This window comes from Candidatus Methylomirabilota bacterium (assembly GCA_036001065.1).
In the GTDB taxonomy this organism is placed as follows: Bacteria; Methylomirabilota; Methylomirabilia; order Rokubacteriales; family CSP1-6; genus MNEF01.
In genome coordinates this window covers 1-12,734 of record DASYUQ010000003.1, presented here as the reverse complement: position 1 = coordinate 12,734, position 12,734 = coordinate 1, and the positions used below count along the sequence as shown (strand labels likewise).

Annotated in this window: 15 protein-coding genes; 9 read left to right on the top strand and 6 right to left on the bottom strand. The window is 71.1% G+C overall.

From position 1 onward, the window contains the following. Positions 1 to 89: 89 nt before the first annotated feature. A complete protein-coding gene (locus VGV13_00390) occupies positions 90 to 1,721 on the top strand; it encodes a thiamine pyrophosphate-dependent enzyme (protein ID HEV8639539.1) in 1,632 nt (543 codons plus the stop codon). 18 nt (positions 1,722 to 1,739) lie between these two features. On the opposite strand, the gene VGV13_00385 is transcribed toward VGV13_00390, so the two are convergent. The 3 genes from VGV13_00385 to VGV13_00375 form a co-directional block, all read right to left on the bottom strand. Further along, the gene (locus VGV13_00385; protein HEV8639538.1) at positions 1,740 to 1,904 is read right to left on the bottom strand and encodes a hypothetical protein; all 165 of its coding nucleotides are present in this window, start codon (positions 1,902 to 1,904) and stop codon (positions 1,740 to 1,742) included. Between the two features lie 77 nt (positions 1,905 to 1,981). After that, the gene (locus tag VGV13_00380) at positions 1,982 to 2,887 is read right to left on the bottom strand and encodes an NAD(P)-dependent oxidoreductase (GenBank protein ID HEV8639537.1); all 906 of its coding nucleotides are present in this window, start codon (positions 2,885 to 2,887) and stop codon (positions 1,982 to 1,984) included. Then, positions 2,887 to 3,393: a RidA family protein gene (locus VGV13_00375; GenBank protein ID HEV8639536.1), complete on the bottom strand. Its 507-nt coding sequence runs from the start codon at positions 3,391 to 3,393 to the stop codon at positions 2,887 to 2,889. The genes VGV13_00380 and VGV13_00375 overlap by 1 nt, the downstream gene beginning before the upstream one ends. A gap of 110 nt (positions 3,394 to 3,503) precedes the next feature. Here VGV13_00375 and VGV13_00370 point away from each other — a divergent pair, with 110 nt between their 5' ends. Genes VGV13_00370 through ettA form a run of 5 tightly spaced genes read left to right on the top strand, consistent with a single transcriptional unit; the run spans position 3,504 to position 8,080 of the window. Then, a complete protein-coding gene (locus VGV13_00370; protein HEV8639535.1) occupies positions 3,504 to 3,893 on the top strand; it encodes a response regulator in 390 nt (129 codons plus the stop codon). 33 nt (positions 3,894 to 3,926) lie between these two features. Then, the gene (locus VGV13_00365; protein HEV8639534.1) at positions 3,927 to 4,739 is read left to right on the top strand and encodes an SDR family NAD(P)-dependent oxidoreductase; all 813 of its coding nucleotides are present in this window, start codon (positions 3,927 to 3,929) and stop codon (positions 4,737 to 4,739) included. After that, positions 4,736 to 5,878, top strand: a complete 1,143-nt coding sequence (locus VGV13_00360; protein ID HEV8639533.1) for an HRDC domain-containing protein — start codon at positions 4,736 to 4,738, stop codon at positions 5,876 to 5,878. The genes VGV13_00365 and VGV13_00360 overlap by 4 nt, the downstream gene beginning before the upstream one ends. 13 nt (positions 5,879 to 5,891) lie before the next feature. Beyond that, positions 5,892 to 6,386, top strand: a complete 495-nt coding sequence (locus tag VGV13_00355; protein ID HEV8639532.1) for a CoA-binding protein — start codon at positions 5,892 to 5,894, stop codon at positions 6,384 to 6,386. A 14-nt stretch (positions 6,387 to 6,400) separates the two neighbouring features. Further along, entirely contained in the window at positions 6,401 to 8,080 is a 1,680-nt protein-coding gene (gene ettA / locus VGV13_00350) for an energy-dependent translational throttle protein EttA (protein ID HEV8639531.1), read from the top strand. Here ettA and VGV13_00345 read toward each other — a convergent pair. Further along, positions 8,066 to 8,761 carry a class I SAM-dependent methyltransferase gene (locus tag VGV13_00345; protein HEV8639530.1) on the bottom strand — a complete coding sequence of 232 codons (696 nt, stop codon included), beginning with the start codon at positions 8,759 to 8,761 and terminating at the stop codon, positions 8,066 to 8,068. The two genes, ettA and VGV13_00345, sit on opposite strands and share 15 nt — an antisense overlap. Before the next feature lie 206 nt (positions 8,762 to 8,967). Continuing rightward, positions 8,968 to 9,735: a 3-hydroxyacyl-CoA dehydrogenase gene (locus VGV13_00340; protein HEV8639529.1), complete on the bottom strand. Its 768-nt coding sequence runs from the start codon at positions 9,733 to 9,735 to the stop codon at positions 8,968 to 8,970. 120 nt (positions 9,736 to 9,855) lie between these two features. Between VGV13_00340 and VGV13_00335 the strand changes: the two genes are divergently transcribed. After that, positions 9,856 to 11,448, top strand: a complete 1,593-nt coding sequence (locus VGV13_00335) for a DUF4070 domain-containing protein (GenBank protein ID HEV8639528.1) — start codon at positions 9,856 to 9,858, stop codon at positions 11,446 to 11,448. A 12-nt stretch (positions 11,449 to 11,460) separates the two neighbouring features. On the opposite strand, the gene VGV13_00330 is transcribed toward VGV13_00335, so the two are convergent. Further along, the gene (locus tag VGV13_00330; protein HEV8639527.1) at positions 11,461 to 11,661 is read right to left on the bottom strand and encodes a hypothetical protein; all 201 of its coding nucleotides are present in this window, start codon (positions 11,659 to 11,661) and stop codon (positions 11,461 to 11,463) included. A gap of 126 nt (positions 11,662 to 11,787) precedes the next feature. Here VGV13_00330 and VGV13_00325 point away from each other — a divergent pair, with 126 nt between their 5' ends. Next, positions 11,788 to 11,976 (top strand): hypothetical protein, encoded by a 189-nt coding sequence (locus VGV13_00325; GenBank protein ID HEV8639526.1) that lies wholly within the window; start codon positions 11,788 to 11,790, stop codon positions 11,974 to 11,976. Between the two features lie 80 nt (positions 11,977 to 12,056). Further along, the gene (locus VGV13_00320) at positions 12,057 to 12,314 is read left to right on the top strand and encodes a GlsB/YeaQ/YmgE family stress response membrane protein (protein ID HEV8639525.1); all 258 of its coding nucleotides are present in this window, start codon (positions 12,057 to 12,059) and stop codon (positions 12,312 to 12,314) included. Positions 12,315 to 12,734 lie beyond the last annotated feature (420 nt).

Sequence of the window (12,734 nt, the reverse complement as noted above, 5' to 3'; positions counted from 1 at the left end):
GGCCTCCTCTGACTATGAATCTCGGAGGGGGCCGTCGAGGCCCCCTCCCACTGAGCTGACACAACACGGGGAAACCGGGGAGAGCGACGATGGCGCGGATGACCGGGGGAGAGGCGCTCGCCAAGCAGCTCTATCGGGAAGGGGTGCGCGTCGTGTTCGGCGTTCCCGGTGTCCAGCTCTACGGCGCCCTTGCCGCGCTTCGGGACGAGCCGGGGATCCGGCTCATCACCACCCGCCACGAGCAGGCCACCAGCTACATGGCCGACGGCTACGCGCGCGCGAGCGGCTCCCTCGGCGTGGGGCTGGTGGTTCCCGGGCCCGGCCTCCTCAACGCCAGCGCCGGCCTCAGCACCGCCTATGCCGCGTCGTCACCGGTGCTGATGATCGCCGGGCAGATCCCGAAGGCGTCCCTGGGCCGGAACGTCGGCGTGCTGCACGAGGTCCAGGACCAGCTCGACTGTATCGCGCCTGTCACCAAGTGGCGCCGCCGCGTGCTGGAGGTCGCCCACGTTCCAGCTTCCGTCCACGAAGCGATCGAGCAGCTCCGGACCGGACGCCCGCGGCCGGTGGAGATCGAGATGTCCCCGGAGACGCTGGAGACCGAGGACGAGGTCGAGCTCGTGGCCCCGAGCATCGCCGCCAGGCCCGCCGCCGCCCGCGCCGATGTGGAGCGGGCGGCCACGAGGCTGCTGGAGGCGGCCCGTCCCGTGATCTACGCGGGCGGGGGCGTGCACGCCGCGGGCGCGCACGAGGTCCTGGCGGCGGTGGCGGAGTACCTCCAGGCCGGCGTCCTCCAGACGCCGGAGGGCAAGGGGGCGGTGAGCGACGACAGCGATCTGTCCCTCGGCGCCGGCCTGTGGCCGCAGAATCCCCTCCGGCAGCACTTCGAGTCGGCCGACGTGATCCTGGCCGTCGGCACCCGCCTGGCGTTGGCCGCGCCCCGTCCCGAGCAGCCGGTGATCCAGATCGACATCGACCCCGAGGAGATCGGGCGCAACCACTCCAAGACCTTCGGCTTGGTCGGCGACGCGCGCGCGACGCTCGAGGTGCTGCTCGAGCGTCTACGGGCCTCGGGGCCCCCGCGCCCGTCGCGCAAGGCGGAGCGCGAGGCTCTGCGGGTGAAGGTAGCGGCGCTGGCGACCCAGGAGCCGCAGGCCTCGATTCTCAGATCGCTCCGGGCGGGGACGCCCCAGGACGCGATCGTCGTCGCCGACATGACGCAGATCGGTTACTACTCGCGCCCCTTCTGGCCCGTCTACCGGCCGCGGACCTACCTGACGTCATCGTACTCGGGCAACCTCGGCTTCGCGTTCCCGACGGCCCTGGGCGCCAAGGTGGCCTGCCCCGCCCGGCCCCTGATCGCGATCTGCGGCGACGGAGGGTTCCTCTACAACGCCCAGGAGCTGGCCACCGCCGTGCATTACCGCATCGCCATCGTGGTCGTGGTGTTCAACGACAGCGCCTACGGCAACGTCGCCCGGGATCTCGACGAGGCGTGGGGCGGCAGCTATGCCTCCGATCTCACGAATCCCGACTTCATGAAGTTCGCCGAGGCCTTCGGCGCGGTGGGCATGCGCACGAACACGCCCGCGGAAGTCGGCGATCTCGTCCGGCAGGCGGTCGCCCTCGACCGGCCGGTCCTCGTCGAGGTCCCGGTGGGGCGGATGTCGCGGCCGGTGATCTTCCCGCCGCGCCGGGCGCCGGCGAAGTACCAGCGCTAGGGTTCGGGTGATCCGCTCTCAGCGCCCCAGCGTTCTGAGGGCGCGTTGATCGTACGAGAGATCGACGTACTTCTCGGGAGCCGGCGGCTGGCCGCCCCACTGCCCCTCGGTTTCCGCGCGGATCGCCAGGACGTGCTTGAAGCCCTCCACGTCGAAGGCTGCGTCGGCCCGCAGCCCGCCCACGGGGTCGGCGGCGCGCGCCCAGGTGGCGGCGCCGGTGCCCTCATGGTCGGCCTCCTTACCGCGAGAATGCAGCCGGCTTACCGATTCGGCTTCCGGCTCGGGCTGGCACCGCTGAGACTGGCCAGTACGTCGAAGACGATCGCGAAATCATAGCCGCCCAGGCCGAGCCCTCGGGCCATCGTCAGCCACTCCTGCGTCAGCGCGGTCGTCGGCAGCGGCACGCCCACCGCCCGGCCCTGGTCGAGCGCCAGCTGCAGATCCTTCTGGATCATGGCGACGTTGAACCAGGCGTCGGTCGGCATCTGGCCCAGCACGAACGGCCCGCGGTACTTGACCATCGGCGAGGCGACCACCGATTTCATCAGCGCCTCCACCGCCGTCTCGCGGGCGATGCCGGACTTCTCAGCGAGCAGAACCGCTTCGCTGAAGGCCAGCATCTGCACGGCCAGGCCCAGGTTGGTCGCGATCTTCATGGTCTTGGCGAGGCCGAGGGGCCCGACCAGGGTGATCCCGCCCGGGCCCATGGCGGCGAGGTACGGGCGCACCCGCTCGAGGGCGCGGGCGTCGCCGCCGACCTGGATCGAGGCCTGCCCCTGCTCGACGGTGATGGTGCTGCCGGACACCGGCGCGTCGAGCATCGCCGCCCCGCGGGCGGCCACCGCCTCGCCGATCTCGCGCACGACGGCCGGGCTCACGGTGCTCATCTCGACGAAGACACCGCCGGGCTTGAGCCCGGCCACGATGCCCTCGCTGCCGAGGGCGACCGCGCGCAGCGCGGCGTTGTCGGTCACCATGCTGAAGACGGCCTCCGATGCCTCGGTGACGGCGCGTGGCGACTTCTCCAGGCGCAGGCCGGCCGCCACCAGATCACGCGCCTTCTCGGGCGTGCGGTTGTAGCCGACCACCTGGTGGCCGGCGGCCATCAGGCGCCGGGCCAGTCGGCTGCCCATGGCGCCCAGCCCCACGAATCCCAGCGTCGCCATCAGCGTCGGGGCCCTCGACGCGGCGGCCGGGCCGCCTCGGCCCGCGCCGCCGCGCGCGTCCCTCGACGGGCCCGGCCGGGCCCGCCGGTGACGGCGATGGCGCTGATCTCGAGCTTGCAGCGCGCGTGCGTCGCCAGGCGCGAAACTTCCACGGTCGTCGTGGTCGGCAGGTGGCCGCGCAGGTACTGCGCCCACACGCGGTTGAGATCGTCCTGCTCGGCGACGTCGGTGAGGTAACGCGTGGCGGCGACGAGGTCGGCCAGCGTGCACCCCGCCGCCTCCAGGGTTTTCTTGAGATTTTCCATCGTCAGGCTCGCCTGCTCCTTCATGGTGGACGGCAGATCGAACTCCTCGTCGCGGTGCGGATGGCTGTGATAGACGGGCGCGGCGGTGACGCCGGAGAGGAAGACGAGATGGCCGCGGCGGACGATGATTCCCGGCGCGTAGGGCATCACCACGTCGGTTCGCCGGTCGGCGTGGTGGACGACCGCGAGCTCTTTCGACATGACCTCCCTCGGACTGGCGGGCGCATCCTACCATGCCGCCCTCGGCACGCGGCCCCCGTCGCTGACGCAGCGCATCAGCGGGCTGGCGTGGCGGAGTACACTCAGAGGTGATGCGCTCGATCCTCATCGTCGAGGATGACGCCGATACCCGCCACGCCCTCGGCGAGTACCTCACCACGCTCTTTCCCGAGGCGCGCGTAGTGATGACGGAATCGGGCGAGACCGGGCTCGAGCTGGCCCGGCGGACCCGGCCCAGCGTGGTGCTGCTCGACCTGCGTCTGCGGGGCATGGGAGGGTTCGATTTCGCCGAGCGACTGCGCGAGCTGCCGTCCGGCGCCGCCGTGCCCATCGTCGCGTTGACCGGCGACATGAGCCCGGATACCTTACTCAGGGCCGAGGCGGCGGGCTTCATCGCCTTTCTGCGCAAGCCGGCGGACATGGATCGCCTGGAGACGGTGCTCCGACCCCTGCTGGAGGGCACGTCCCGCCGCGCGAACTGAGCCGCGCTCGGACGACGGGACGAGCGAGGAGGGATCCTGGTCGAACCGCTCAGGGGCAAGGTCGGCGTCGTCACCGGCGGCGCCAGCGGCATCGGCCGCGCGCTCGCTGCGGGCCTCGCGGGGGAGGGCGTCAGGGTCGTCGTCGCGGATCTCGACGAGCGTGGGATGGCCGCCACCGTGGAGGCGATCCGCTCGCGCGGCGGCCAAGCACTCGCCGTTCGCGCCGACGTCAGCGATCGCGCGCAGGTGCAGGCGCTCGCCGACCGTGCCGTGGGCGCCTTCGGGCGCGTTCACATCCTCTGCAACAATGCGGGCGTGGCCGTCTGGGGCGGTCTCGAGGCCGCGACCCACCGTGACTGGCAGTGGGTCCTCGCCGTCAACCTCTGGGGCGTCATCCACGGCCTCGAGGCGTTCCTGCCTCGTATGATCGCCCAGGGCGAGGGAGGCCACATCCTCAACACCGCGTCGATGGCGGGGCTGGTCGCCAGCCAGGGCCTCGGCGTCTACAACGCCTCCAAGTATGCCGTCGTGGGTCTCTCCGAGACGCTGGCCAAGGACCTCCGGTCCTACGGCATCGGCGTCTCCGTCCTCTGCCCCATGGGCGTGGCGACGCAGATCAGCGCCAGCGAGCGGAACCGGCCGCCGGCCCTCCGCAACGAGGCGCCGGGCGCCGCCGAGCCGGTCGACCTGATGGGGCGCACGCTGGCGCCCGAGACCGTGGCCGCGATGGCGATCGCCGCCGTCCGCGAGAACCGGCTCTACGTCATCACCCACGAGGAAGGCCTGGAGCCGCTCCGGCGCCGCTTCCAGCGGCTCGAGCAGGCCGTCCTTTCCCAAGAGACCTGACCGCCGCGCCACTCTGGATCCGGACGGGGTCCGACCTCGAGCGCCTCGCGCGACGCCTGCGCGAGTCGTCCGAAATCGCTGTCGACACCGAGGGCGACAGCCTGCACCACTACCCCGAGCGTCTGGCCCTGATCCAGATCGGCGATCGCACGGGGGAGGCCTGGCTGGTCGACCCGCTGGCGATCGCCGATCTGTCCGCGCTGGCGCCGCTCTTCGCGGGGCCGTCGCCCCTGGTCGTCCTGCACGCGGGCGACAACGACCTCGCCCACCTCAAGCGCCGCTTCCGGTTCGTCTTCGGCGCGATCTTCGACACCTCGCTGGCGGCGCGCTTCCTGGGCGGCCGCGCCCTCGGCCTCGACGTGCTTCTGCGCGAGTATCTGGGCGTGGAGCTGCCACCCTCGCGCCAAAAGGACGACTGGTCGCTGCGGCCGCTCACGGAGGCCCAGGAGCGCTACGCGGTCGCCGACGTCCAGCACCTGCTCGCCCTCAAGGATCGCCTGGTGCAGGAGCTGGAGCGACTGGGACGGCGCGCCTGGGTGGAGGAAGAGTGCGCCGCGCTGGCGGCGGAGTCGCCGGCGGAGCGCAGGCCGGACCCCGAGGCTTACGCCTGGCTCAAGGGTGCCCGCGACCTGACGCCGCGCGGTCTCGCCATTTTGAAGAATCTCCACGAGACCCGGGAGCGGCTCGCCCTGGCCGCCGATCGGCCGCCGTTCAAGATTCTTTCCGACGCCACGCTGGTGGCCATCGCCCAGGCCGCCCCCGGCGACGTCGCCGCGCTCGGCGGCCTCCCCGGCTGTACGCCGCGCGTGATCGCCCGCTGGGGCGAGGCGATCCTGGACGCCACCGCGCGCGCCCGGGCCCTGCCCGACGACGCGTTGCCCGTCCTGACACGCCCGCCTCGTCCGCCGTCGGTGCCCGGCGGCGTCCGCCGGCGGATCGAGGCCCTCCGCGGGTGGCGCGCGGAGGCCGCTCCGCGCTTCGGGCTCGACCCCGGCGTGCTGCTGCCCAACCGTCTGATCCGTCCCATCGCCGAGGCGGCGCCGCGCGACCGCGCGGAGCTGGCGCGGGTCGACGGGCTGCGGCGCTGGCGCGTGGAGGTGCTCGGCGATCAGATCCTTGCGGCGGTCGCGAGGGCGTGAGAACGTCCTGTCCATGGGCGGCTGGAGAGAGAAGCTGATCACCGGCGACGACGACCTGCGATCCATCCTGCGCGCGGCCAAGACCATCGCCGTGGTGGGCGCCAACGCGGGCGCCGGCGAGCCCGCCTATTACGTGCCGGCCTATCTCGCGCGGCAGGGGTACCGCATCCGGCCCGTCAATCCGACGATCACCGGTCGGCGCCTCTTCGACGTGCCCGTCGTGGCGACGCTCGGGGATCTGGACGAGCTGGCGGACGTCATCGAGATCTTCCGGCGGCCCCAGTACCTGCCGGGCCACGCCGCGGAGATTCTGGCGCTGCCCTGGCGGCCGGCGGCGGTGTGGTTCCAGCTCGGCCTCCGCAACGACGAGGCCGCCGAGCGGCTGGCCCGCGCCGGGATCCGGGTGGTGCAGGATCGCTGCATGATGCCAGAGCACCGGCGCTTGACGGGAGTGCGAGCCGCAGGACGTCGCGGGGCTGGGGCCCCGCCGTCCGAGGCGAGCCTATGACGGGAGCGGCGTAGATGGCGGGCGAATACGCCTTCGTGATGAAGGACCTGCGCAAGGTCGTTCCCCCCAAGCGGGAGATCCTGCGCGGCATCTGGCTGTCGTTCTTCCACGGCGCCAAGATCGGCGTGATCGGCCCCAACGGCAGCGGCAAGTCCACGCTGCTGCGGATCATGGCCGGTGTGGACGACGACTTCCTGGGCGAAGCCTTCCCCGCCGACGGCCTCCGCATCGGCTACCTGCCCCAGGAGCCGCAGCTCGATCCCACCAAAGACGTGCGGGGCAACGTCGAGGAGGGCGTGGCCGAGACGCGGGCGCTGCTCGCGCGCTTCGAGGCGATCAGCGCCAGGCTCGGCGAGGCGCTTCCGCCCGACGAGATGGAAAAGCTCCTGGCCGAGCAGGCCCGCCTCCAAGACTCGATCGACGCGTCGAACGCCTGGGACCTCGATCGCACCGTCGAGATCGCCATGGACGCCCTGCGGGTGCCGCCGGGCGACATGGAGGTTCCGAAGATCTCGGGCGGCGAGCGGCGCCGCGTCGCCCTCTGCCGGCTGCTGCTCCAGCGTCCCGACATGCTGCTGCTGGACGAGCCGACCAACCACCTCGACGCCGAGTCGGTCGCCTGGCTCGAGCGGTACCTCAAGGAGTACCCGGGCACGGTCGTCGCCATCACCCACGACCGCTATTTCCTCGATAACGTGGCGGGCTGGATCCTCGAGCTCGACCGGGGCCACGGCGTTCCCTGGGAGGGCAATTACTCCTCGTGGCTCGAGCAGAAGGGCCAGCGCCTGGGGCAGGAGGAGAAGGCCGACCTCGCGCGGCAGCGCACGCTCGAGCGCGAGCTGGAGTGGGTGCGGATGGCGCCCCGCGCTCGGCAGGCCAAGAGCAAGGCGCGGCTGCAGGCCTACGAGGCGCTGCTGAGCGAGCCGTTCGAGACGCGGGCGGCCGCGCTCGAGATCGCGATCCCTCCGGGCCCGCGGCTGGGCGACGTCGTGGTCGAGGCCGACCACGTCAGCAAGGGGTACGGCGACCGCGTGCTGATCGACGACCTCTCGTTCAAGCTGCCCCGCGGCGGGATCGTGGGCATCATCGGACCCAACGGGGCCGGCAAGACCACGTTGTTCCGGATGATCACCGGGCAGGAAAAGCCGGAGGCGGGCACGCTCCGGATCGGCGAGACGGTCCGGCTGGCCCACGTCGACCAGACGCGCGACACCCTGGATCCGACCCGGACCGTCTGGGGGGAGATCTCGGGGGGCGAGGAGGCGCTCGTGCTGGGCGGCCGCCGCGTGCCGTCGCGCGCCTATGTCGCCTCCTTCAACTTCCGGGGGCCCGACCAGCAGAAGCGCGTCGGCGACCTCTCCGGCGGCGAGCGCAACCGCCTGCACCTCGCCAAGGTGCTCACGAGCGGCGGCAACGTGCTCCTGCTCGACGAGCCCACCAACGATCTCGACGTGGACACGCTGCGGGCGCTGGAGGACGCGCTGCTCGACTTCGCGGGCTCGGTTCTCGTGATCAGCCACGACCGCTGGTTCCTCGACCGCATCGCCACCCACGTCCTGGCCTTCGAGGACGACGGCCGCGTCGTCTGGTTCGAGGGCAACTACGCCGACTACGACGCCGACCGCCGGAAGCGGCTCGGCGCCGAGGCCGACCGCCCCCACCGGCTGCGCTACAAGCGTCTAGGGGGCCGCTGACCGGCCGGACCGCTCGGGGGGGCCGGACGGGTCGGATCGCCGCGGCCGGGCGCAGCACACCAGCACGTTCTCGGCCTCGCGTCGCACCCGACGCAGCCACACCGCGGCGAAGAGCGCCCGCAGCGTGTCGGCCAGCCGCTGGGCGTCACCCCTGCGATGGCGGTTGATCACCAGGACGCCGCGCGGGGAGACGAGCCGGGCGAGGACGCGCGCCAGCGGCAGGGAGCGCGCGACGTCGTCCGCATAGCCGACATCCTCCATGATGAAGTCGAAGCGGCGCCGGGCCCGGGCGAGCCAGGGGGCGATCACGTCGGCGTCGCCGCAGAGGAACTCAATCCCGCCGCGCGCCTGGAGGCCGAACCATCGCTGCGCGATGCGCAGGATCGTCGGATCGCGCTCGATGATGGTCAGCTGCCGTGGGCGCCTCAGCTGCTCGAGCACGTGGACCTGGGTGCCGCCGCCCAGCCCCACCAGCAGCACCGCGGGTGCGGGCGGCAGGTCGACCGCGGCGACGGCGTGCCACCAGTACTCGCGGCGGACGCGCGACCAGTCGCCGTTCAGCGGGTACACGGACAGGGTTTCCCCGCTGACCATCAGGCGGCGCTCGGCGCCGTGGTCGATGACCCGGATGCGCCCCAACAGAGACGAGCGCGCCTCGAAGACCGTGCGAGATCTTTTCATCCGGCGGCAGGGCAGCAGCGGGTGGCGGGGGAGTGCCTCCGCTCCGCCAGCAGCTCGTGGCGCCTCGCGCCAGACGTGGAGGAATTCACGCCGCGGAGAGCGCGCCGATTCGCTCCGCCCGCCACGCAAGCCGCCGACGGCGATGCCGGAGCGGGGGCGCGACCCCGACAGGACCCGCTCATGCCCTGCCGCCCGATGAGAACATCTCAGCGCGGTTGCATCCGGAGCGCGCCGTCGAGGCGGATCGTCTCGCCGTTCAGCATCACGTTCTCGATGACGTGAAGCGCCAGCGCCGCGTACTCGTCGGGCTGGCCCAGCCGCTGCGGGAACGGCACCTGCCGGGCCAGCGAGGCACGGACCGGCTCCGGCAGCGTTGCCAGCAGGGGCGTGTCGAAGATGCCGGGCGCGATCGTCACCACGCGGATGCCCAGCTCGGCGAGGTCGCGCGCCACCGGCAGGGTCAGGCCCACGATTCCGCCCTTCGAGGCCGAGTAGGCGGCCTGGCCGACCTGGCCGTCGAAGGCGGCCACGGAGGCGGTGTTGATGACGATGCCGCGCTCGCCCTCCGGGGTGGGCGCGTTCTTCGCCATGATCGCCGCCGCCAGGCGGATGCAGTTGAACGTCCCAATCAGATTGACCTGGATCACCCGCGCGAAGTCGTCGAGCCGGGCGGGTCCGGACTTGCCGAGCGTCTTCATGGCCGTGCCGATGCCGGCGCAGTTCACGAGGACGTTGAGGCTGCCGAACCGGTCACGGAGAACGTCGAGCGCGGCGCCGACCTCGACGCCGCTGGTGACGTTCGCCGGCGTGAAGAGGGCGTCCGGGCCCAGCGCTTTCGCCACGTCCGCGCCCGGCGAGGTCGGCAGGTCGAGCAGCGCCACCCGGCCCCCGGCGGCGACGAGTCGAGCGGCGGTGGCGCGGCCGAGCCCGGAGGCGCCTCCGGTCACTACGGCATTGACGGCGCGAAGCTCCATGCGCGGGGTCCTCCTCGGGTATGCGGGGGATTCTAGCCGATGGGAAGGAGTTTGCCCATGCGGCCCCTCAGAGTCAGCGCGCGGCGGCGTCCGAATGCGCTATGCTGTGGCCGGATCGTCATGCGCACCCGCCACGCTCCCGCGACTCGCCGGCGGATTCTCTGCGTGTCCCCGCGGTACGCGCCATCGTTCGGGACCTTCCAGTACTCGTATCCGCTCTTCGGCGCGCGCGTGCGCGCCTTCATGCCGCCCCAGGGGCTCCTAGTGATCGCCAACTACCTGCCCGCGTCCTGGGAGGTGCGCTTCGTCGATGAGAACGCCGCCCCCGCGCGCGAGCGCGACTTCCGCTGGGCCGACGCCGTGTTCGTCTCCGGCATGCACGTCCAGCGCCCCTTCATCGCCGACGTCATCCAGCGGGCGCATGCCGCCGGCAAGCCGGTCGTGCTCGGCGGCCCCTCGGTCTCCGGGTGCCCCGAGTACTACCCGGACGCCGACATCCTCCACATCGGCGAGTTGGGTGACGCCACCGACCGGGTGATCGAATGGGTCGACACCCACCAGGAACGGCCCCGGACCCCGCTCCGTTTCGAGACGTCCCAGCGGCTGCCGCTGGTGGACTTCCCGACGCCGGCGTACCACATGATCCAGCTCCGGCAATACTTCATCGCCAACATCCAGTTCTCGAGCGGCTGTCCGTACACGTGCGAGTTCTGCGACATTCCCGCGCTCTACGGGCGCAACCCCCGGCTCAAGACGCCCGCCCAAGTCCTGGCCGAGCTGGACCAGATCGCGTCCGGCGGCGCCACGTCCGTCTACTTCGTGGACGACAACTTCATCGGCAACCAGAAGGCCGCCCTCGAGCTGCTGCCCCCGCTCGTCGACTGGCAGATGCGCAACCGCTATCCGCTGCGCTTCGCCTGCGAGGCGACGCTGAACATCGCCAAGAACGAGAAGGTGCTGGCGCTGATGCGCGAGGCCGGCTTCGTCACCATCTTCTGCGGCATCGAGACGCCGGAGCCCCAGGCGCTCCGGTTCATGTCCAAGGATCAGAATCTCCGCATGCCCATCCTGGACGCGGTGCGGCGGATCAACGACTACGGCATGGAGGTCGTCTCCGGCATCATCATCGGCCTGGACACCGACACGCCGCAGACGGCCGATCACATCATCGAGTTCGTCCGCGCCTCGCAGATCCCGATGCTGACCATCAACATCCTCTACGCGCTGCCCAAGACGCCGCTGTGGCGCCGGCTGGAGGCCGAGGGTCGGATCTTGCCCGAGAGCGACCGTGAATCGAACATCGTCTTCAGGCTCCACTACGAGGCGGTGCTCGACATGTGGTTGCGCTGCATCACGGCGGCCTACGAGCCGGAGGCCATCTACGGGCGGTTCGCCTACAACGTCGCCCATACGTTCTCTCGGCGCCTGGCCTTTCCCCGGAACCCCCGGCGCGCCAGCTGGGGGAACGTGCTCATGGGTCTGGGGGTGCTGGGGCGGGTGATCTGGCGGATCGGGATTCGCAGCGACTACCGCCGCACCTTCTGGCGCATGGCGTGGCCGGCGCTGCGCGCGGGGAGGATCGAGGAGGTGATCCACACCGCCGTCGTGAGCCATCACCTCATCGAGTTCACCCGGCAGTGTGCGCGGGGCCTGCGGGAGTCCTCCTTCTACGCGCCGGTGGCGCCCACGACGCGCGCGGCGGTGGCGGGGTGAGGGCGGCAGGACTCAGGCGGCTTCGGCGCCGTGCGCCCAGAGGTCGTCGTCGCGCTCGCTCGGCACCAGACGCGGCGGCACCTTTCCCCGGTGGAAGAAATCGCACATGATGCGATTGGCCACCGCCCAGTCGTCGCCGTAGACGCAGTGGTGGTGCGGGCAGAGCGCGGCGTCTCCCGTCAGCTGCAGACCACACGAGGCGCAGAGGCTCATGCCCATGCGCGTAGCGAAGTGCGTGCCAACCGCGGACGCGGCGTTTTTCGGCTTCTCAGCCCCGCGCGAATGGCGTAGGATGCCCCGGCTGCGTGTTGCCATCCTGGTTCCGGAGGTCGGCGACAGATGCGGATCTCGGCGTGGATCGCGTTCTTCGTCGTGTGTAACGTCCTGGGCGTCGCGGCGTTTCGGGCGGCGATGACGCTGCCCTTCGAGGAAGCGCTTCTTCCCGGGGTCCTCACGGTGCCGCTGGTCGGTCTCACCGCCTTCGGGGTCACCCGCGTCGTCACCGCGTGGCAGCGGCGCGACGAGTAAATTTTGCACCCCCTGCCTGGCATTTTCTGTGCAGCGGCGTCCATCGTGTGGGGATGCTTGTGCCCTGAAAGGAGTCCACGATGGACATTCTGCTGTGGATCGTCTTTGGCCTCGTCGTTGGCATCGTGGCGAAGTTGATCATGCCGGGCCGGGACCCGGGAGGGATCATCCTGACCATCGTCCTCGGGGTCGTCGGGGCTCTGCTCGGCGGCTGGCTCGGCCGGGTGATGGGCCTGTATCGTGAGGGCGAAGCCGCCGGCTTCATCATGGCGGTGGTGGGCGCCGTCGTCGTGCTGGCGCTGTACCGCCTGGCCATCCCTTCACGCGACCGCCTCTAATTCAGTCGGAGGGGGCCTCGACGGCCCCTCCGAGGCCCCCCAGGAAGGGGATTGCGCCGGCTCCGCCGGCGCTCGAAACGACGAGTAGTGGCCGCAGCGAGCTCGCGCCATTAGCCGGCAGACCCGGCTCGGCTAGTGCCGTTCCAACTATTCGCGCCTAGGAAGGCACCGTGTACGTCGTTCGTGGACGGATTTAGTATCAACAAGTTGGAACGGCACTAGTGCCGTTCCAACTATTCGCGCCTAGGAAGGCACCGTGTACGTCGTTCGTGGACAGATTTAGTATCAACAAGTTGGAACGGCACTAGAGCTGATCGCGGAGCGGGGCGGTCAGCAGCTCGAGAAAGCGGTCGATGATGCCGCGCCGGCTCCAGCGCCGGTACTCGAGCTTGCGCGAGTGGGCGAGGTCCTCGGCGAAGA